Genomic DNA, 22,272 nt, shown 5'->3' with positions numbered 1-22,272 from the left:
AATTTTTAATTATTATATTTATTAAACATTTGATATAAGCCAAATATGAAGAAAATTCTGCTTATATCCCTATTGTTATTTTCTAAAATTGCATTTTCCCAGTTTTCCGATCGTTTTGATGACGCAGATTTTTCTAGAAATCCTGTGTGGCAGGGCGATGGCAATTATTTTTTGGTAAACGCTCAAAGGCAATTACAAGCAAATGGACCACCAGTTGCGTCGCAGATTTTATCATTGTCTACAGTAAATTCGGCTAGTTTAAATGCAAGTTGGGAGTTTTATGTTAGGTTAAATTTTAACCCTACTACAACTAATTATGCTCGTGTTTATTTAACATCTGATAATGCCGATTTAAAATCTGCTTTGAGAGGATATTTTGTCCAAATTGGTGAAACAGGCTCTACAGACGGCTTTCATTTATATAGACAAACAGGAACTTCTACAACCAGAATAATAACAGGAGCACAAAAAAGCAGAGCAAATGCTAACGTTTTAACCGCAAAAGTTAAAGTAACAAGAAACGAAAATGGTTTATGGCATTTATTTACCGATGTTAACGGCGGGCAGAGTTTCACTTTAGAAGGTTCAGTTACTGATAAAACTTACACAACGTCTGCATTTTCAGGTGTTTATTGTAGATATGCCACTGCATCAAGAAATACTTTTTTTTTTTTCGATGATTTTGAAGTAAAGGATTTAGCAGCTGATATTACACCACCAACCATTAAGGCAATTTCAGTTATCGATGGACATAATTTGGAAGTCATGTTCTCCGAACCGCTTGATGAAACTTCCAGCTCATCTTTGCTGAATTATAGTATATCAAATGGTTTCGGTAATCCAAAGTCTGTGGTTTACAATCAAAGTAGTTGTAAGTTAACGTTTCAAAATCCTTTAATTTCAGATAATTATTCATTGGTGATTAATAATGTAAAAGATAAAAAGGATAATGTTATTGCTCCTAACTCCTTAATTAATTTTTTCTATATCAAGCCTTACTTAGCCAATTATGGTGATGTAGTAATTAATGAAATTTTTGCAAACCCTCCAGGAAGTCCTGGTTTGCCGCAAAAGGAGTTTGTAGAATTATGGAATACTTCTAATGAATATATATTAACACGAGGATGGAAATATGCTGACCAAACGTCAACTTACACATTTCTATCGGACACAATAAAACCAAATGAGCATATTATATTGTGCGCAAGCGCAGATACAAATCAGTTTAAACCATTTGGTAAAACCATTGGACTGGCGCCTTGGCCAAGTTTGAATAACGATAAAGATGTACTTACCTTAAGCAATGAAAAAGGATTATTAATTGATAAAGTAGGTTATAATGATAGCTGGTATAAAGATGATTTAAAAACCAAAGGCGGTTTTACTCTTGAATTAATTGATGCAAAAAATTTATGTAAAGGAAGTCAGAACTGGGCTGCAACGTTAGATGCCAGCGGCGGAACGCCAGGGAAGAGAAATTCTATTTACCGTACTCAATTAAGTGCCGAAATTCCGAAAATTATTAATGCTACAGTTATTGATAGTGTGACAATCTTAATTGATTTTTCAAAAGCTTTAGATAGCTTATCGGCTGATCAGACTCAAAATTATAAGATAAACAATGGTATCGGTAATCCTTCTGAAGTAATAATTTCACCTCAGTTTTCATCAGTAACTTTAAAATTAGGTAATTCATTATCAAGGGGTGTAACAAGCACTACGGAGATAAATAATGTTACAGATTGTGCTGGAAAGCAACTGGCTGCTTCAGCAAACTATGTAACATTATTTATTGCTAAGAAAATATTAAAGAACGATATTCTTATTTCAGAGGTATTGTTTAATCCTAAACCTAATGGTGTCGATTTTATAGAGATTTACAATAATTCTACTCAGCCTTTAGATTTAAAAGATTTGCAAGTTGCAAGTGTAGATTCGAAAGGAGCGATTGCAAATTTGAAATCGATTTCTACCAAAGGTTTTCTTTTAAATCCAAAAACTTATTGGGTAATTACCAGTAATACTTCAAACATTAAACAAAATTATTTTGCTTTAAATCCAGATCATTTTACTCAAGTAAGCTCATTATCCGCTTATAATAATGATAAGGGAAGTTTAATTCTTTTGAGTAGCAATGAGGTGATTGATCGGTTAAATTACGATGCTAAAATCCATCATCCATTAATCCAACATGAAGATGGAATTTCTATAGAAAGAGTTTCATTTTCTGTTGATACAAATGAACCTAATAATTTTAAATCGGCAGCAGCATCTGTTGGTTTTGCAACACCAACTTATAAAAACTCTCAGGAATTAACAGGAAGTGAAAACGTTGTAAGTTTAAGATCGAAAACATTTTCTCCTGATGGTGATGGATTTGAAGATGTTTTAGCTTTGGATTATCAGTTTGCAGAAAACTCGAGCCTAGCAACTATAAATATTTATTCGGATGAGGGCGTTTTGATAAAGAAACTTTTAAAGAACCAAACAATAGCAACGAGCGGAAATATTATTTGGGATGGTTTAGCTGATAGCGGGAATGTTGCTAAGGTGGGTATTTATGTAGTGGTTTTTGATGTTTTTGACTTAAAGGGTAACACCAAACGATTTAAAAATACTTGTGTAATTGCTACGAAGTTGAATTAAATACTCCCACAGATTAAATATTGTATTCTCATTTAATCTGTGGGAGATCTAACTATATTAAGTTTGCTTTGATATAATCGTAACTTGTTTTTATTGATTCGATAGGAGTGGGGTTGTAATTTGTTTCGTGTTCAACAAAGAAATGCTTCATGCCCGATAGTTTTGCTTCAGCAAAAATAGACTTGAAATCAATTGAACCTTTTCCTATTTCGGTATTCCATTCTGGTTTAGCTTTATCCATATCCTTTACGTGCCACATTGGAAAACGTCCTGGATATTTTTTGAACAATGCAATAGGGTCGTTGCCTGAACGAACAGCCCAATATAAATCCAACTCAAAATTTACCAGATTTTTATCTGTTTCAGTTAGATAAACATCATACCCAGTAGTATCGCCCAATTTTTTAAATTCAAAATCGTGGTTGTGGTAAGCAAATTTTAAACCAGAGGCTTTTGCAAGTTCGGCAACTTTATTAAAATCATCAGCTACTTTTTTAAAGCCATCTACACCTTTATCCATATCTACATGGGCACCAGCTATTGTAAAATACTTTCCGCCAATTGCTGCAGATGATTCTATGTCTGCTTTCAACTTATCGGTTTTACCCGTTTTGCTAAATTCATCCATACCATAATGGCCGCTTGGAGCTTTCAATCCATTATCTTTCAATAAAGTTTTAAACTCTTTCGGTGTTAATCCCCAAAATTTGCCATTAGCGAAACCATAGGTTTCAACCTCTTTATATCCAGCTTCTGCAACTTTAGCAATTATGCCTTTCACATCCCCAGGTAAATCTTTGCGTAAAGAATATAGCTGTATACCAACGTTTTTTGTTACTTTATCAAAAGCAAACGACGGAATTAAAAGTGCTGCACCCGCTGCTAACCCTGCTTGTTTTATAAATGATCTTCTAGAGTTCATGTTAAAAATTTTTAGGTTTAAATCAATTCTTTTTTGATGTATTCGCAACTTGCCTTTACCGATTCGATTGGGTTTGGCTGATAATTAGTTTCATGCTCAACAAAGAAATGTTTCATACCAGAAAGTTTTGCCGCAGCGAAAATTGATTTGAAATTAATCGAACCCTTTCCAACTTCCGTATTTAATTCCTTTTTCGATTTATCCATATCCTTAACATGCCACATGGTAAAACGCCCTGGATTTTCTTTAAATAATTTTATTGGATCTCTTCCCGAACGAACTACCCAGTATAAATCTAATTCAAAATCAACCAAGCTTTTATCTGTTCCTGTCAATAAAATTTCATAACCATTACTATCGCCTTGTTTATCAAATTCGAAATTGTGGTTGTGATAAGCCAGTCTTATTCCAGCATCTTTACACATTTGGCCAGCTTTATTAATTTTGATGGCCAGTTTTTTGTAATCATCAGCATTTTTTCTGATGCCCTGATCCAACCACGGAATAGTTACATATTCACTACCCAAAACTTTTGCAGCAGCAATGGCAGCTTTCAATTCATCCGTATTGTCATCAACCAAATAGCTTCCTAAACTGTAATGTCCGCTAACTGCTTTTAAACCGTTAGCATCTAAAATACTTTTGAATTCTTGAGGAGTTAATCCCCAGAATTGATCTTTAACTGAAAAACCATAAGTTTCTACTTCTTTAAAGCCTGCCTGAGCAACTTTTTCTATAACACCCTTAACATCTTTCGGAAGAGAATCGCGAAGAGAATACAACTGTAAACCAACTACTTTTTCATCAGCTGCAAAAGCAAACGATGGAATTAAAAAAGCAGCCGCTGTTGCCATACTGCTATTAATTAAAAATTTTCTTCTGTTTAACATATTTTTTGTTTTAACAACTAAGCAGGCTGTTTATGAGCCTGCTTAGTAAGTATTTTATTTTTTAATTAGAATTATGCTGTTTTAGCTTCAACTTCGGATTTAGTTTTATCGTTAAATAGTAATGCAAAAAGTAAGAAAACAACAGCAGCAATTCCTGCCGGGATAATCCAAACCATTTTCCAATCAGTCATATCTCCAGATTTATACATATCTGTAATTTGTCCTGCAACCATAAAACCAATAAGCATGCCAACACCGTAGGTAGCTAATGTTATAATACCTTGTGCAGCGCTTTTAACTTGTTCGCCAGCTTTCGAGTTTGTGTAAATCTGGCCAGAAACGAAAAAGAAATCGTAACATACGCCGTGAAGTGCAATTCCGATGATTAACATAAAGCTTAAATTATCTGCATTTCCGTAAGCAAAAAGCACATATCGTAAAGCCCAAGCCAACATACCAACAAGAATAGTTTTCTTAAATCCATATTTAGAGAAGAAAACTGGAATTGCCAGTAAAAACAAGGCCTCAGAAACCTGACCTATTGCCATTTTACCTGTTGGATTAGAAACTTTTATATCAGCCAGGAATAGCCCTGCATTTTGATAATAAAATGCCAATGGAATACAGATTAAAATAGATGAAATGAAGAAAATTGCAAAGTTTTTATCCTTAAGTAATTTTAATGCATCTAAACCTAAAATATCTTTAACTTTTACACCACCTTCTGAAACTTTTGGAGGAGTAGCTGGTAATGTAAAGCTAAACAAACCTAAAACAAGAGATACTATTCCAGCCATTAAGAATGTATTTTTCAATAAACCAGATTGAATTCCTTCTGGAGAATCCCAATGAAAAACAAAACTGATTAATAAACCTGCGATAATCCAACCTATAGTACCAAAAACTCTGATGTTTGCGAATTCTTTCTCTGGGTCTTTCATTTGGTTAAATGAAACCGAATTTACCAATGCCAGTGTTGGCATAAACAAAATCATATAGCCTAAAACATAAGGGTAAAACACACTTACATCAGTTGCATTATACATTTGGTACATTAAAATTGCGCCAACAATGTGTAAAACACCTAAAATTCTTTCTGCATTGAAATATCGATCTGCAATTAAGCCAACAATAAATGGTGCAATAATTGCTCCCCACGATTGCGTTGAGAATACAGCTCCAGTTTCAGAACCAGAAGCTTTTAAGTTGTTAGCTAGGAAAGTTCCCAGTGTTACAAACCATGCGCCCCAGATGAAAAATTCAAGGAACATCATGAAAGAGAGTTTAAAGCGAGTTGTGCTATTCATTAGTTTATTTGGTTATATGTAAAATGTAGGATGTAAGGTGGATGATGTATAACGGTTAAGAGGATTTTGTAATTCACATTACACATTTCTCCTTTTACATCATCCATATTTTATAGTTCTTTAATTGAAATGTTTTTGTACCAAACTTCGTCGCCATGGTCTTGTAAGGCAATTTTTCCAGTTTTAAAAGTTCCCCAGTCTTTCCAGGTTGCAAATTTACTTCCTGCAATAAGTTTTTTCCAGTTATCATCCCAAAGGGTAGTTTTTACAACCGTAACACCGTTTAAAATTAATGTTAATTTACCTTTATTGCTGATGATTTCTGCCTTGTTCCATTCGCCAACTGGTTTAACAGGTTCTGATGAACTTTTTACTAAATCGTATAAATCTCCTGCACGGTGTTTGGTAATTTTTCCGTCTGGATGACCATCATTATCCAAAACCTGCATTTCCAGGCCAGTTGAATAAGTAGCTCCATATTGTGGGGCTTCATGCACATAGAAAATTAATCCGCTATTTGCTTTTGGTGCAACTTTCCAATCGTATTTTAAGTGGAAATTGCCATATTCTTTATCGGTAACCAAATCGCCACCGCCATCTTTGCCCTTTGCAGCTAAATCAAAATGAAGTGCACCATCTTGAACTTGCCATGCACTACCAACTGTAGTTTTATTGTAGGTATGCCAACCTGTAGTCGTTTTACCATCAAATAAGGGTTTAAATCCTTTTTGGGCTTGTGATATTTGAGTAACTGCTAGTAAAATACAGGCAGAAAGGATGTATTTTTTCATTATGGTTTTATAAATAAACCTCACAGTTTTTAAGCCTATGAGGTTTGATTTTAATTAAAGAGTTAAATTATTCCAGCCTTTACGATATTCGCGTTTTACGAACTGGTTTGCTTCATCAAAGTTGGTTACTTTCATGTTATCATTATCCCAAAGCATTTTTGTGTACCTGCCTGGGTAAGTAACCTTACCATTAACCGTTTTTTGAATATCGAAACTTCTAATTGCAAGGTTAGCCATTAATAAAGCTTCGGTTAACGGACCAGCGATTTCGAACGGAGAGCTCACTTCTTGCTTTCCATAACCTGCAATTGCAGCATCTACCCATTGTGCGTAATGGCCATTAGCGCCATCTTTTACACGAGCATATTTTTCAGGAACTTTAATGTCTTTATTTCTGCTTAATGGTAAAAGTTTTGGGTTAGCGCTATAAGTTTCGGCCATCATTTTGCCTTTTGTTCCGATAAATAAAGTTCCATTACCCCCATCGCCAAAAGTTTCGTTAGCTTCTAATTCTTCAGGGCGTCCTGGCTGAATGCCACCATCCATCCAATGCATAGTTACATCGCCTTTGGTTTTGTTGGTTTTAGGGAATTTCAAAGTTACATGGCTTGATGGCGGGCAACTTTCTGGGAAGTAGCCGCGTTTAAATTCATCAACATATACAGAGCCAACACTTGCTTCGACCTCTTTGGCATATTTTAAGTTTAATACACTAAACGGAGCTTCAATTAAATGACATCCCATATCGCCTAAAGCACCTGTTCCATAATCCCACCATCCACGCCAGTTAAAAGGAACCAATTTATCAACGAAATCTTTTTCTGGAGCTGTACCTAACCACAAATTCCAATCTAATTCTTTCGGAATTTCGGCCTTTGTTGTTGGCCAGGGAATACCTTGTGGCCAAACTGGACGATTAGTCCACGCATAAACGGTGTGTACATCGCCAATTAAACCAGCTTCATACCATTCTTTCATTTGACGGGCTCCATCATTCGATGCACCTTGATTACCCATTTGAGTTACCACTTTATATTTTTTTGCCGCCTGAGTTAAAATTCTGGCCTCATAAATATCGTGAGTTAATGGTTTTTGAACATAAACGTGTTTTCCCAACTGCATTGCTGCCAAAGTTTGAATCGCATGGTTATGATCAGGTGTTGAAACAGAAACGGCATCGAAATTTTTATGTTCCTTATCCAACATTTCTCTCCAATCTTTATAATATTTAGCTTTTGGGAAAGCTTTAACACTCTTAGCAGCTCTTCGATCGTCAACATCGCACAAGAAAGCTATATCTGCTTTGCCGCTTTTAGCAAACATTGCTACATCACTTTCTCCTTTACCACCTACACCAATACTGGCAACAAGCAAGCGATCACTTGGTGCTAAAAATCCTTTTCCGCCAAGTACATGGCGAGGAACTATCATAAATGCAGCGGCAGCAATAGCGCTGGTTTTAATAAAATCACGGCGGTTACTCGCATTTTTATTTTCTTGCTCTGTTTTCATTATTAGATAAGGTTTAGATGTTACTCTGATTTATTTTTTTAACGATAAAATATATTTTGCCATTAACTTAGCATCTTCTTTTTTCAAAGTGGAATGTGCAGTCATTGGCATTGTGCCCCAAACTCCTGTTCCGCCTTTAATAATTTTATCAGCTAAATAATTAATGTTTTTTTCGTTGTTAGGGTATTTTTTAGCAACCTCTACATACGCAGGACCAATGATTTTATTGGTTTTGTTGTGGCATCCTAAACAATCTGATTTGTTAATTAATTTTTCACCTGCAGATATTTGATAAAATGCATGGCTACTTGTAGTTGCAGTTGCTGTAACAACTTTCTCTTTCTCTAAATCGGCTTTCGAAAATGACGCCATAAAAATGACTACAGCGCCTAAAATTAAAAATGTTTTTTTCATGTGTGTGTTTATTTGTGTTTTGTTATTGTATTATAATCCTAATATTCTCTTATTAAAAGCAGCATCGCTTCCCGATGCAGCAAAATCATCAAAGGCTTTATCTGTTACATTGATGATGTTTTTCTTAATAAATTCTGCGCCTTCTCTTGCTCCATCTTCCTGATTTTTAATGCAGCATTCCCATTCCATAACAGCCCAACCTTTAAAGTCGTATTGAGCTAATTTACTAAAAATGGTTTTAAAGTCAACTTGGCCATCTCCTGGAGAACGATATCTGCCTGCACGATCTGCCCAACTCTGGTAACCTCCAAATGTACCTTGCTTACCAGTTGGATTAAATTCTGCATCCTTAACATGAAAGGCTTTAATCCTTTCGTGATAAATGTCGATATACTGAATATAATCTAATTGCTGTAATACAAAGTGCGATGGATCGTACAATAAGCATGCCCGAGGATGGTTGTTTACTGCAGCTAAAAACATTTCGTAAGTTTCGCCATCAAATAAATCCTCACCTGGATGAATTTCGTAGCAAACATCTACACCGCAATTATCGAATTCATTTAGAATTGGTGTCCAGCGTTTGGCCAATTCTGCAAAACCTTCCTCAACTAATCCAGCAGGCCGTTGCGGCCATGGATGAAAGTATTGCCACAATAGCGAGCCGCTAAAAGTAGCATGCGCATTTAAGCCTAAATTATGAGAAGCTTTAGCCGCATACTTCATTTGTTGTACAGCCCATTCGGTTCTTGCTTTCGAGTTTTTATGAACTTCCTTTGGTGCAAAGGCATCAAATAAATCGTCATAAGCAGGATGAACTGCAACCAGCTGACCTTGTAGGTGAGTAGAAAGTTCTGTAATCTCTAATCCGTATGATGCAATTTTACCTTTTAACTCATCAGCATAAGTTTTACTTTCCGCTGCTTTTTGTAAATCAATAAAACGGTTATCAAGTGTTGGCATTTGGATCCCTTTAAAGCCTAAGCCTTTTGCCCATTCACAAATGCTATCTAAAGAGTTAAATGGCGCTTCATCGCTAATAAATTGTGCTAAAAATACCGCTGGTCCTTTTATCGTTGTCATTGTTGATTAAATTTTATAGTCCCACCATTTTTGATCAGAATTACTTGAATTTACCGCATTCTCGATGAACGCCATTCCACGAATCCCATCTTCAGCATTTGGAAAATCAAGCATTTCTGCAGTTGGTTTTTGGTTATTCAGCTTAGCATCAACTGTTAGAGCAAAATTTTTGTAAATATTTGCGAAAGCCTCCAAATAACCTTCGGGATGGCCTCCTGGTGTACGAGTATTGTGTTTCGCAAAACTACCCATGTAGCCGTTTCCAGTTCTGTAAATTTGAGCAGGTTCGTTGCTCCATTTTACAATTAATGTATTTGGTTCCATTTGATGCCATTCCATACCGCCTTTTTCGCCATAAATTTTGATTTTTAAAGCATTTTCTTCGCCTGCTGCAACTTGCGATGCAATCAATACGCCATTTGAGCCATTATCGAATTTAAGAAGGACATTTCCATCATCATCAATTGCTCTTCCAGGAACTACAATGCTTAAATCAGCACAAATTTTTTCAATTTTTAAACCTGAAATATATTCGGCAAGGTGAGCTGCATGAGTACCGATATCGCCCATACTTCCACTTTTACCAGTTTTAGAGGGATCTGTACGCCAAGCCGCCTGAGCATTGCCTTCTCTTTCAGAAAGTGTGCTTAACCAGCCTTGCGGGTATTCTACTATAATTTTTCTTACAGCACCCAATGCGCCTTCGCTAATCATTTGTTTAGCTTGCTTAACCATCGGGTAACCTGAATAAGTATGCGTTAAGCAAAGGGTTAAACCTGTTTCTTCTACTTTAGCTTTAAGCTGTTTAGCTTCTTCTAAGGTTAAAGTCATTGGTTTTTCGATAACAACATTAAAACCAAGTTCGAGCGCTAACATTGCAGGCGCAAAGTGAGCAAAATTTGGAGTAACGATGGTTACGAAATCTATTCTTTCGTTGGCAGGTAATTCACTTTCTGCCTTCAACATTTCTTCGTAATTTTTGTATATTCTGTTATCTGGAAGGAATAGAAGTTTCCCAGATTCATATCCAACTTCCGGATTTACACTTAAAGCACCCGCAGATAATTCGATTAAACCATCCATGTTTGCCGCAAGGCGATGTACAGCACCGATAAAGGCGTCTTTACCGCCACCTATCATGCCCATTCTTAGTTTTCTTTGCATATCGATTAGAGGATATATACTAAAAGGTTTAAGGCGGAAGGGTTGTAACCTTTCACCTTAAACCTTTTAGCTTAACCTTTTATTTAAATATTATTTTTCTTTAATTCTTTTACTGCATAATCTGCAGCACGGGCGGTTAAAGCCATAAATGTTAATGATGGATTTTGACATGCGATAGAAGGCATACAAGCACCGTCTGTTACGAATACGTTGTTAACTTCGTGCATTTGATTCCATTTATTAAGAACAGAAGTTTTAGGGTCGTTACCCATTCTTGCAGTTCCCATTTCGTGGATAGCCATACCAGGATAGCAACCATTATCGTAAGTTTTGATGTTTTTCATACCTGCTTTTTCTAACATTTCAGCAGCATCATTCATCATATCTACACGCATTTTTTTCTCGTTCTCTTTGTATTCGCAATCAATTGCTAATACAGGCTGTCCCCACTTATCTTTTTTGGTTTTATCGATGTAAACTTTGTTTTCGTAGTAAGGTAACATTTCTCCAAAACCGCCTAGGCCCATACTCCATTTACCTGGTTTAGTCATTTTTTCTTTTAAGCCAGAACCAAATGATAACTCAGCAACATCATTCTGCCAATTCGATCTGCTTGCGCCACCCTGATAACCAAAGCCACGCAAGTAATCACGTTTATCGTTACCTATATTTTGATATCTAGGAACGTAAATACCATTGGCACGGCGGCCATAAGTGTATTTATCATCAAAACCTTCGGCATCGCCTGATGCTCCACAACGGAAATGGTGATCCATTAAGTTATGTCCTAACTGGCCGCTTCCATTACCTAATCCATTTGGATGCGCTTCTGAAGTTGAGTTTAATAAAATGAATGTAGAACCTAAAGTAGAACCGTTTACGAAAACAATTTTCGCATAGAATTCCATCGTTTTGTTTGTTTCCGCATCAATTACCATTACACCTTTAGCTTTCTTAGTATCCTTATCGTAGATAATATGATTTACGATAGAGTACGGTCTTACTGTTAGGCGTTTAGTTGCCATTGCAGCTGGTAGGGTAGAAGATTGTGTGCTGAAATATGCTCCAAAAGGGCAACCACGGCTACACAAGTTACGGTACTGGCAATTACCACGACCTTTATGAGGTACCGTTAAATTGGCAACACGGCCAATCATCATAATACGCTCTCTTTTATAGTGCTCTTCAATTCGAGCTTTTACTGATTTTTCTACAATATTTAAATCCATTGGAGGTAAAAACTCTCCATCAGGACAAGTCGACCAGTTTTCTTTAGAACCACTGATGCCTGCAAATCGCTCTGCATAATCATACCAAGGTGAAAGTTCTGCATAACGTACAGGCCAATCAGAACCATGTCCGTCCTTTGCATTATCTTCAAAATTGTGATCGCTTAATCGGTAACTCTGGCGACCCCACATTAAAGATTTACCTCCAACGTGAAAACCACGATACCAATCGAAACGTTTATCTTCGGTATACGGGCATTCTAAATCGTTAACCCACCATTTTTCGTTCGCTTCGCTATACGGATAATCTCTCTTTTGAACAGGATGCGTACGTTTTTGCTCTTCAGTTAACTTACCCGCATGTTTAAAATCCCAAGGATTTTTCATTGCAGTTTCGTAACCTGTAATGTGCTCAATGTTCATGCCTCTTTCGAGCATTAGAACGCGTAAGCCCTTCTCTGTTAATTCTTTTGCAGCCCAGCCGCCACTAATACCCGAGCCTATAACTATAGCATCGTAAGTATTTTCTGCTTTTAAATTTGTATTTAAATTCATGATGTTTTGTAGTTGAGGTTTAGAAATTAAGTTGCCCAAGATTTTTGGCCTGGTTTTAAAGGCGCATTGCCGTCATATCTTCCTGGTATAAGAACATATTCGCGTGCTTTGGTACAACCAATTTCCGAAGAGTAGTAGCCTAGTAAAGTTAAATCTCTGGCGGTAATAAAGAAATATACCAAATCTTTGTTTTCTTCTGATTTAGTTTCTTTCTGAGCTAAAGACATCGTTCTTAAATCGACCATTAGTTTAGTTCGTTCGGCGGTAGTCAAGGTTACATAACTTTTCTTGAAATCTGCCAGTGATTTAGCCTGAAGCGCTTTGAAACCTTTAGCAAATGAGGTTTGCATTTCCTTAGGATAACAATCTTGCATCATCATTGGAATAAACTTGCCTAAACCTGCAGCTTTTGCACCAGCAGACGATTTGGTAGTCGGAACAATAATATCAGCAAATTCGGCAAAAATCTTTTCATCCTGCAGAGAGAATGATACGAAGTTTTTTTCGTTTTCTGGGAGCGTAAAACTTTCAAATAAAACGCCCATTGTACTCGCTGAGATTGCTCCGCCCAGCAAGAATGCAACATTTTTTAGTGCTTCTCTTCTATGCATCGTCTTTGTGTATTTTATATATTTTGGTTATAATATATTGAATTAGTAATATTAGAAAAATCTGCGGTAAATATTAAATCAACAGTGTATAAATAACACTATGCAATGTGATTGTTACTTGGTGGAATTATTCTAAATAATAATCTTTAATGCTCATTTCCAGTTTACTAAAACGTTTTTTTAAACCTGATAAAATTTAAATTCTTTCAAGTATTTTTACTGGTAAGCTTTAAATTTATATTTGAATAACCATCACCTTGGCTCCAAGTAATTGGCTTTATATTAGGTTAGTTTTAATGTATTTGTAGCTCTCTGTAATACTTTGATAAACGTCTTTTTTAACTAAATCTTGTTCTGCAAAAATATAATCTAAACCTGCTGTTTTCGAAGCATTAAAAATGCTCTTGAAATCTATTTGACCAGAACCAACTTCTGCAAAAACTGCTTTGTCTGTTTTATCCATATCTTTAACATGAAACATGCTATAGCGACCTGGATTTTTCTTAAACATTTCAACTGGGTCTAAGCCTGCATTTACGGCCCAGAAAATATCTAATTCAAAACTGACCAGTTTTGCATCAGTTTCATTTAAAAGAATATTATAACCTGTTGCACCATTTCCTTGATCTTTGTACTCGAAGTTGTGGTTATGGTAAGCTAATTTTAAACCAGATTTTTTGCATAACTCTGCTGCCTGATTAAATAAACCTGCCATTCTCTTATAATCATCTAAAGTTCCATTACTTCTAACCTCAGTTGGCAATGCAGGAATAACAAAGTATTTCTGTCCAACACTTGCGGCCGTTTCAATGTGCGATTTTAGAACGGTATCACCTTTTCCCGATAAGAAATCGGAAACATTATAATGCCCGCTCGGTGTAGTGAGATTATTGTTTTTAAGTAGTTTGGAAAAGTCTTTTGCTTCTAAACCCCAAAAACCTTTTACTTCGTATTTGCCCGGGTAGCCGTAATAAGTTTCTACCTGGTTGTAGCCAATGCTGGCAACTTTTTGAATTGTTGCATTTACATCAGCTGCTAATTGATCTCTTAGTGTAAAAAGGCCAATGCCTATTTTCGAAATCTTTGTTGGGTTAGCTAATGCTGATGAAATAAACGATGGACTTAAATAAGCTGCTGCTGCGGCCAAGCCGGCTTTTTGTAAAAATGCTCTTCTGTTTGTCATAATGAAATGTTTTAATTAAAAAGCCGGAGCATAGACCCCGGCTTTAATTGTTAAAATGAATAAGCTAATGATCCCCAGAAAGTACGTTGTAGTAAAGTTCTGCCTATCATTAATTGACCTGGAGCTACATTTGCGAAGTCTCTAAATTGATCTCCGCGAACATCGCCTTCGGTTAACACTTTTGCATCTAACAAGTTGTCTGCCCAAACTCTTAATGCTAATTTTTTAGTGAAGTTATAACCTGCACCTGCTTTCATTACCACGTAAGAAGGTAATTTGTAACTATCGCTTGGTGAAGTATAACGTGATCCTACGTAATTAGCTGCAACATATAAATTAAAGTTTTTGTAATCGTAGTTAGCACCTAGTTCTGTATTTAAAACAGGTACACGCTCAGTTCTATTTCCAGTAAAGCTGTAAACACGGTTACCAAATTCTGCCGCAACAGCTGCGTTTCCACTTGTATTAGCTTCGTAATCTGTGTATTTCGAATCTTGTAAAGTTCCCGTAAAACGTAAACTTAAAGGTTTAGCGATTTTGTATGAAATTTCGTATTCAGCACTAAATGTACGGGTAGAACCGAAGGCTACCAAAGCCTGTTGGCCAGCTGCTGCTGTAGGTACATTAATGCTTAACGATACATTTTTAATTGCTGAATAACTTCCCGATGCGAAAATTGCTAAGTTGTTTTTAGCATATTTAAAACCAACTTCACCTAAGTAAACTGGGCGTTTTTTAATGTTAGCACCATTATATGCCGATGCATTATAATCGCCAATGTTTGGTGCATTGTAAGCTTTCGTTGCTCTGGCAAATACGCTCGATGTTGAACTGATTTTGTAATTAGCACCAATTGATGCAGCCCAGTTAGTTAATGTTTCATCGTAGCTGGTATAACCTAAAATAGTTGGAGAAGCGGCTGCTCTAATATTTACCGTGCCATCAGCATTTAATGCATAGTAAGGTCTGTCACCTTGCACATTTTGGTTGTCAATTCTGGCGCCAATATCTACACGCCATTTATCTGATAATTTAATTTCATCTCCTGCGTAAACAGATAATGTTCTAGTATCGCCAATGAATGTGTTTTTGGTTGTAATTGTTCTTTCTAAAGCAGTAGGAGATTGTAAAATAATACTTGGATGTTCTTTGAATTCTGTAAATGATCTAAAAGCATAACGTAAATCATCGCGATTATATTGATGTATCCCACCTCCGATGTTTAAGCTATGATTTTTTATAGTTTTCTTTAAATCTAAGTAATCAATAATTTGAACATCAGTATTGAATTGTCCTTGTGCGTTTGATGTAATTACTTGATCTCCAGCTACAAAAGGAGAAACTGTACCGCCTGGTAAATAATATGGTGTTGTTGCTGTTCTAGCCGCAATTCCTCCAGGTGCTGTGTAGGTAACATTGGTATGGGTATTTTGGTATCGGAAGTTGTTTACGATTTGCCATCCACCATCGGTTAAGTAATTAAACTGGAAACCACCCGAACCCAATTTAGTATGCATACCATCAGTTAGGCTAAAATTGTGCATGCCATTTGCCGGGTCGTTGTAACTCCATTCCGTTTGAACTGGAACAATAGATTGGGTAGCAATATTATAATCGCGGTAAGTTGTTGGTTTTCCAGTTCCATCATAAGGATAATAACTGGTTAACAGAAACTGAACCTTATCATTTAAGTATTTACCATACACACGAATGAAGCCTTTATTGTTTTTGAAATTAAAAGTCATGTTACCTTTAATTTGTCCTCCGCGGTTAGCAGGATTAAAACCTTGATCAACTACACCATTATCTGTGCGGTAAAAACCACCAATGTTATATTTTACATTATCACTGATTTTGCCTCCAGTATTTCCATCGAAACGATATAAGCCTTGAGAAAAACCAGTTGTAAATTTAACCTGACCATATTGTTTATCAGCGCCAACATAACTTAGATTGTTAACTACCGCTCCAGGTGTATTTGCCTGAATAATTGAAGCATTACCACCTCTAATGGCTTCGATGTTTTGGATTGTTAAATCCGTTTTATAATATTGATCTACTGATGGTGTAGTGTTAAATCCTGTTGGAAGTAATGGTAATCCATCTTCTTGAATACCTAAGAAAATGTAGCCACCTGCTTGAGGAAACCCTCTTACCCAAACATTACCCGGACCATCACCACCTGTACTTTCTACAGTTAAGCCTGGTATTGCTTTTAATAAATCGGTACTGTTTAAAGGTGCTCTGTTGGTAATATCTTTGCTGCTTACTGAAGTTAATGCAACACTACTTTCTAATTTCTTCTTCGGATTACCGCCTGTAACCATTACACTTTCTAACTGAAGATTATCTTCTGATAGGCTAATTGTTAAGTTCTCGTCTGCATTGCCTGGAGATAAGTTTACTTCTTTAGAAATAAAGCCAACATATCTTACAACTAATATGCGACTATCTACCGTTAGGCCTTTCAATGAAAATGAACCGTTCTCATCAGTAGTTGTGCCTATAGTTTTGCCTTTGACTGATACAGATACGCCAGGAAGTGGATTGCCTTTTCCATCGGTAACTTTACCTGTTACAACACCTTCAAAAGCTTTTAGAATTTCTAAGTTGTTATTAGCGGGAATAGAATAGAGCAAAATCTGATCTTTAACTATCCTATATCCCACATCATAACGTTTTAGCGAATTCTCAAGAAAATATTTTAATTTTTGATTTACAACGTTGATAGAAACTTTTCTATCAGAATTGATTAATTGAGGACTATAAACGAATTTAACTTTTGCAAGAAACTCCGTTTTCTCTATAATAGTTTTAATATCCGTTTGATCGGCTTTAATTGAAATTTGTTTGTTCAGAAAGTCTTGAGCATCTGCATTTTTAGCGAACGCAGAACAAGTAAAAATAGTTATTGCAAGTAATTGGTAAATCGAAACTCTCATTGCATAAATTGCCAGCGAAATAAGTTGATTTTTTTTCATAAATTTGGTTATTGTTCATTAAATGATTGGATTTATTGGACATGGAAATACCATAGATACATTCAGATGTATTTAACTCGCCGGCAATGCCCCACATTGTCGGCTTTGTTTTTTAAGAATATATTATGGAAGTTGAGCCGAGATTATGGGCTGTTTGATATCATTTCTATCTTCATAATTTTATATGTTTGGTTAGTTTTTGTTTGAAACCACAATGCTGGTTCCTTCTATTTGGTATTTGCTCGATATTGAACCACAAAGCAGGTCTAGTTGCTCATAAAGTCCTTTTTTGCTTAGGTCACCTGTAAACGTATAAGCTAAAATCTCCTCATTATAAGATTTTATCTCAATGCCATACGCATCTGTAAGGGTTTTAAAAATGGCTTTTAAATTTTCTTCCTTGAAGTTATAATTGATGCTGTTTTTTATATTATAAGCTTCGGCTAAAGGAATTGGTTTTTCAACCAAAGTGGTTTTTATATTATGCGCTTTAAATAAGCCTTTCTGATTTGGTGTTAGCAAAACAGGAATTGCTATTTTCTCTCCAGGTAAATTAATAATATCGTTACAAGTATTTTCATTAACCTGCACTTTACCAGTTCTAACTGCAACTTCTGCAGGCAAGTTTTTTAACGATTGTTTTACGAAAAAGCTTGTGCCTAAAACTCTAACAATTAATTTATTGTTATAAACATAAAAAGGTCTTTTAGCATTCTTAGTTATCGAAAAGAAAGCATCACCCTTTAAGTAAACTTTACGATTATTAGCTGCAAAAACTTTTGGATAAATAATATTCGATTTCGGCTGAAGCGTAACTTCACTATTATCGTTTAAAGAAATAATTATTGGTTTTGATGTTTCGTTAGTTTTAGAGATTAAGGTTAAATCGCTATTATCATTCATAAATGAACTTTCGGCATGATCGCTGAAAACATAAATTCCAGAAATAATAAAAGCTATAATTACAGATGCTGCAATTGCAGTTTTTACCCAAATTAATTTTAAAGTGTTTCGTTTTTTGGGCTGTTGAGTATTCTGTTTTAATTTTAACCAAGCATTATCTTTCATTTCATCTAATTCAGCTGAAGAAAGATTGCTAATATTTTTATCTCCTAATAAACCATACCATTGGTCAAGCCAAAGTTTTTCACTTTCAGTACAATTTCCAGATTCGTATCGGGTAAGTAAATCGTAAAACGATTGTTTGTTCATAAAAGAAATATTTGGTTAATATATACAAGTAACCTAACTGAGGTGATACCCTAAAGCTAAAGTGTTAATTGTTTTGAAATAATTGTAATTAATTGATTTACAGTAGGAAAAATATGTAAAAATTTTTAAGATATTCCTTTATGCGTTTTAGGGAACGCGTAATGTGATACTCTACAGCTTTTTCTGATATGTTTAAACCGTTAGAAATATCTTTAGTAGATTGATGATTATATCGGCTTAATCTAAAAACCTCTTGAGTTTTTTCGGGTAAAGAATTTAGGCTTTTCTCAATAATTTCTGATAAATCCTTTAAGCCTACCATACTCGATGTATCTTCTGAGTTAGTTCTATAAGTAATCTGTTCATATTCAATATATCGGTTTGCAACTACTTCCGAACGGATATGATTGATAACACCAAATTTTAACGAACCAAAAAGGTAATTACGTAAATCTTTTATATCTGCAGTCGCTCTTTTTTCCCAAAGGGATATGAAGATATTTTGAACCAGCTCCTGGGCAATAACTTTATCACTCGTTTTTTTGTAAGCAAGCGCTAGTAGTTCTTTACTAAAACCGTTATAAATTTTTTCATACGCAGCCGCATCACCCAGTTTTAGGCGATTAATTAAATCAAGAGATTCTTCTGGCTGAATGGAACCCATATTTATATTTGGAATAGAAGTAAATGTAATAATTAATTTCTTTTAGCTTCAATTTGCAAGCGCATAAATACTATTGAAGTGTGTTATTATGGTTTACCTTTTTAAAGCTATTCACTTAGTTTAAATATTTTACAGCCCTTTTATCTCATTTTTTTACCTTTGCTCAATCTCTACAAAAAATATGCAAGAAAATATAGTTGTTTTAGGCTCAAACGGACAAATTGGTACTGAATTGGTTACCATGTTACGTAAAATTTATGGTGATGATCATGTTGTTGCCTGCGATATTCGCAGACCCGATTATGATATCAAAAACTCCGCACCTTTTGAGTTCGTTAATGTACTCGATAAGGAAATGATTAAAGGCATTTTTCATAAATATAAGCCTACACAAGTTTATTTACTAGCGGCTTTGTTGTCGGCAACTGGCGAACAAAACCCTAAACTTGCCTGGGATTTAAATATGAACGGATTATTAAACGTTTTGGATTTAGCACTTGAGTATAAAACAGCAAAAGTTTATTGGCCAAGTTCTATTGCCGTTTTTGGTCCAAATTCGCCAAAAGATAATACGCCGCAATATTGCACCATGGATCCAAATACCGTTTACGGAATTAGCAAATTAGCAGGAGAAAGATGGTGCGAATATTATCATCAAAAATATGGCTTGGATGTACGAAGTATTCGTTACCCAGGTTTAATTAGTTGGAAGGCTGCTCCAGGTGGCGGAACAACAGATTACGCCATTCATATTTTTCACGATGCATTAAAAAAAGGTAGTTACCAGAGTTTTTTAAATGCAAGCTCTGAGTTGCCAATGATGTACATGGATGATGCCATTAGAGGAACAATTGAATTAATGGATGCCCCAGCGGATCAGATTTCGGTTCGGAGCAGTTATAATTTTGGTGGTGTAAGTTTTACGCCAGAAATTTTAGCTGCAGAAATCAGGAAACATATTCCTGATTTTAAATTAACTTACGGCGATAAAGATCCTCGTCAGCAAATTGCAGATAGCTGGCCTCGTTCTATTGATGATAGTTATGCTACAAAAGATTGGAACTGGAAACCTGAGTTCGATTTATCGAAACTTACAATTGATATGTTAAATAATTTAAAGAAAAGCTAAAGGCCTGAAGCAAAAAGTAAAAGCTGAAAGACCAAAGCAAAATAAAAAATAAATAAGGTTGATAGTAAATCCTAGACCAATGTCTTGATACTTGATACTAAATACTTGATACTAAAAATGGGAAGAGCATTCGAATTTAGAAAAGAAAGAAAATTTAAGCGTTGGGCCAAAATGGCCGTTCAATTTACGCGTATTGGTAAAGATATCGTGATGGCAGTTAAGGAATCTGGGCCTCATCCAGAAACCAACTCTCGCTTACGTACGGCCATGCAAAATGCAAAAGCTGTAAACATGCCAAAAGATAGGGTAGAAGCAGCAATTAAACGTGCTTCGGATAAATCGATGGCTAACTATGAGGAAATTGTTTACGAAGGTTACGCACCGCATGGTGTTGCTGTATTGATTGAAACAGCTACCGATAACACCAACCGTACAGTAGCTAACGTACGTAGTTACTTCAATAAAACGGATGGTTCTTTAGGTAAAACAGGCTCGCTAGATTTTATTTTTAACCGTAAATCTATTTTCAGGTTTGTGCCTGCAGAGGGCTTAGATTTGGAAGAATTAGAATTTGAATTAATCGATGCTGGTTTGGAAGAATTATACGTTGAAGCCGATGAAGAAGGAAATGATATTGCTGTTGCTCAAGCTGCTTTCGAAAACTTTGGTTCTTTACAAAAAGCATTAGAAGAAAAAGGCATTGAGTTAAAAAGTTCAAAATTAGAGCGTATTGCTTTATCGCACCACGAGGTTACAGAAGAACAAGCTGCCGATGTTTTAAAACTGATTGACAAATTAGAGGAAGACGATGACGTGCAAGCGGTTTATCACAATATGGCCGAATAAAATCGAATTATTATTTATAACAAAGGCCTGAAGATTTTTCTTCAGGCCTTTGTTATTTTCATCATTTTTTATTTGAAGAGCAAAACCTGTGCTCATTGCTCTCATCAGTCCCGCCACCATTTCAAGTCCTCAACCTCGTTCCTCGGTTTCCGGGCTTTACATTTTGTCGGGTCTAGGTTACTTAGGTAAACCTAAATTGGTTAAACCCGACAGGAGCGAACACGTAGCCGAATTTTTATGAGGCAAGTAAAGCAAATGGCGGGGCTATTGAAGCCGATTATTACTGAAACCTGCTTTTCTAATTCTTTTTATGCGAAAATAACCATTGCAACAACTCTGGCTCGGCAAATGCACTATCCCAGCTGTTATGGTTTGCATTTGGGTAAAGTGTAAATTTAACTTCATCGCCAAGAGTTTTTAAACGCTCAGAAACGGCAATTGAATAAGCTGGGTCAACTACATCATCTTTGCCGCCGTGAAATATCCAAAGCGGAACCGATTTGTATTTATTAATGTTGTTGGTATTGTCTCCACCACAAATGGTAATTGCAGCGGCAAATGTGTTGCGTTTTCTTCTCAGCAATTCAAATGTACCCATACCACCCATAGAAAGGCCGCCAACGTAAACTTGCTTTTTATCTACATATGGTTTTTTTAAGAAATCTTTTACCATGCCAACCAAAGCATGCATAGCTTTTGTGGGTTCGCCACCATTTACAAAGCTAAAGCTTCTTTTACCTTGTTCGTTAGGGCCAATGCTTACATTTGCCCAATAATCATTAGCGGGGCATTGTGGAAAAACAACTATTGCAGGGAATTTTTTACGGTTCTCGTCTTTTAGAAACAATTTAGCTCCGTGCACCAATTGGCTTTCGTTATCATTTCCTCTTTCTCCACTTCCATGCAAAAAGAAAACGATTGGGTATTTTTGAGCAGGGTTAAAATTCTCGGGAAAAAGAATTCTGTAATAAATTGAATCTCTACCTTTTATGAAATTTCCTTTCTCAAATTGTTTAAACTCTTGAGCTTTTAAGGCCAATATCAAAGAAACGAGGGATATGGTTAGAATGATCTTCTTCATAAAGCAAAATTAAAAAACCCCAGCTACTTTGCAATAGTCTGGGGTGTAACCA

General features: G+C 35.7%; 18 protein-coding genes. 3 read left to right on the top strand and 15 right to left on the bottom strand.

What is annotated here, in order from left to right:
• The first annotated feature begins 45 nt into the window (after positions 1-45).
• On the top strand, positions 46-2,646 hold the full coding sequence (locus ABD692_RS12050) for a lamin tail domain-containing protein (protein ID WP_344767273.1): 2,601 nt from the start codon (positions 46-48) through the stop codon (positions 2,644-2,646).
• Between the two features lie 52 nt (positions 2,647-2,698).
• On the opposite strand, the gene ABD692_RS12045 is transcribed toward ABD692_RS12050, so the two are convergent.
• The 14 genes from ABD692_RS12045 to ABD692_RS11980 all read right to left on the bottom strand — a co-directional run bounded on the left by ABD692_RS12045 (position 2,699) and on the right by ABD692_RS11980 (position 19,164).
• The gene (locus ABD692_RS12045; protein WP_316756694.1) at positions 2,699-3,568 is read right to left on the bottom strand and encodes a sugar phosphate isomerase/epimerase family protein; all 870 of its coding nucleotides are present in this window, start codon (positions 3,566-3,568) and stop codon (positions 2,699-2,701) included.
• Between the two features lie 17 nt (positions 3,569-3,585).
• Complete coding sequence (locus tag ABD692_RS12040; protein WP_316756696.1) at positions 3,586-4,458, bottom strand: sugar phosphate isomerase/epimerase family protein; 873 nt, start codon at positions 4,456-4,458, stop codon at positions 3,586-3,588.
• A gap of 71 nt (positions 4,459-4,529) precedes the next feature.
• Positions 4,530-5,765: a nucleoside permease gene (locus ABD692_RS12035; protein WP_316756699.1), complete on the bottom strand. Its 1,236-nt coding sequence runs from the start codon at positions 5,763-5,765 to the stop codon at positions 4,530-4,532.
• Positions 5,766-5,875: 110 nt separating this feature from the next.
• The gene (locus ABD692_RS12030) at positions 5,876-6,556 is read right to left on the bottom strand and encodes a 3-keto-disaccharide hydrolase (RefSeq protein ID WP_344767268.1); all 681 of its coding nucleotides are present in this window, start codon (positions 6,554-6,556) and stop codon (positions 5,876-5,878) included.
• Positions 6,557-6,610: 54 nt separating this feature from the next.
• Complete coding sequence (locus ABD692_RS12025) at positions 6,611-8,068, bottom strand: Gfo/Idh/MocA family protein (protein WP_344767265.1); 1,458 nt, start codon at positions 8,066-8,068, stop codon at positions 6,611-6,613.
• A gap of 30 nt (positions 8,069-8,098) precedes the next feature.
• Positions 8,099-8,482, bottom strand: a complete 384-nt coding sequence (locus tag ABD692_RS12020) for a c-type cytochrome (RefSeq protein WP_344767263.1) — start codon at positions 8,480-8,482, stop codon at positions 8,099-8,101.
• A 30-nt stretch (positions 8,483-8,512) separates the two neighbouring features.
• Positions 8,513-9,565 (bottom strand): sugar phosphate isomerase/epimerase family protein, encoded by a 1,053-nt coding sequence (locus ABD692_RS12015; protein ID WP_344767261.1) that lies wholly within the window; start codon positions 9,563-9,565, stop codon positions 8,513-8,515.
• A gap of 6 nt (positions 9,566-9,571) precedes the next feature.
• Positions 9,572-10,729 (bottom strand): Gfo/Idh/MocA family protein, encoded by a 1,158-nt coding sequence (locus ABD692_RS12010; protein ID WP_344767259.1) that lies wholly within the window; start codon positions 10,727-10,729, stop codon positions 9,572-9,574.
• 83 nt (positions 10,730-10,812) lie between these two features.
• Positions 10,813-12,513, bottom strand: coding sequence for a GMC oxidoreductase (locus ABD692_RS12005; RefSeq protein ID WP_316756711.1), 1,701 nt, complete (start codon positions 12,511-12,513; stop codon positions 10,813-10,815).
• A 26-nt stretch (positions 12,514-12,539) separates the two neighbouring features.
• Entirely contained in the window at positions 12,540-13,124 is a 585-nt protein-coding gene (locus tag ABD692_RS12000; protein ID WP_316756713.1) for a gluconate 2-dehydrogenase subunit 3 family protein, read from the bottom strand.
• A 277-nt stretch (positions 13,125-13,401) separates the two neighbouring features.
• Positions 13,402-14,307: a sugar phosphate isomerase/epimerase family protein gene (locus tag ABD692_RS11995; RefSeq protein ID WP_344767255.1), complete on the bottom strand. Its 906-nt coding sequence runs from the start codon at positions 14,305-14,307 to the stop codon at positions 13,402-13,404.
• Between the two features lie 50 nt (positions 14,308-14,357).
• Positions 14,358-17,288 (bottom strand): TonB-dependent receptor, encoded by a 2,931-nt coding sequence (locus ABD692_RS11990; RefSeq protein ID WP_344767253.1) that lies wholly within the window; start codon positions 17,286-17,288, stop codon positions 14,358-14,360.
• Between the two features lie 192 nt (positions 17,289-17,480).
• Positions 17,481-18,500, bottom strand: a complete 1,020-nt coding sequence (locus tag ABD692_RS11985; protein WP_344767251.1) for a FecR family protein — start codon at positions 18,498-18,500, stop codon at positions 17,481-17,483.
• A gap of 97 nt (positions 18,501-18,597) precedes the next feature.
• Positions 18,598-19,164, bottom strand: a complete 567-nt coding sequence (locus ABD692_RS11980) for an RNA polymerase sigma factor (RefSeq protein ID WP_316756721.1) — start codon at positions 19,162-19,164, stop codon at positions 18,598-18,600.
• 181 nt (positions 19,165-19,345) lie between these two features.
• On the opposite strand from ABD692_RS11980, the gene ABD692_RS11975 reads away from it, so the two are divergent.
• A complete protein-coding gene (locus tag ABD692_RS11975) occupies positions 19,346-20,293 on the top strand; it encodes an NAD-dependent epimerase/dehydratase family protein (protein ID WP_316756723.1) in 948 nt (315 codons plus the stop codon).
• Between the two features lie 117 nt (positions 20,294-20,410).
• On the top strand, positions 20,411-21,139 hold the full coding sequence (locus ABD692_RS11970; RefSeq protein ID WP_316756724.1) for a YebC/PmpR family DNA-binding transcriptional regulator: 729 nt from the start codon (positions 20,411-20,413) through the stop codon (positions 21,137-21,139).
• A gap of 298 nt (positions 21,140-21,437) precedes the next feature.
• On the opposite strand, the gene ABD692_RS11965 is transcribed toward ABD692_RS11970, so the two are convergent.
• Entirely contained in the window at positions 21,438-22,220 is a 783-nt protein-coding gene (locus ABD692_RS11965; protein ID WP_344767247.1) for a carboxylesterase family protein, read from the bottom strand.
• Between the last annotated feature and the right edge of the window lie 52 nt (positions 22,221-22,272).

The sequence above is a fragment of the Pedobacter ginsengiterrae genome, from assembly GCF_039537385.1.
GTDB classification, from domain to species: Bacteria; Bacteroidota; Bacteroidia; order Sphingobacteriales; family Sphingobacteriaceae; genus Pedobacter; species Pedobacter ginsengiterrae.
Note: the sequence above shows the minus strand (reverse complement) of the source record. Positions and strands in the feature narration are given on the sequence as shown.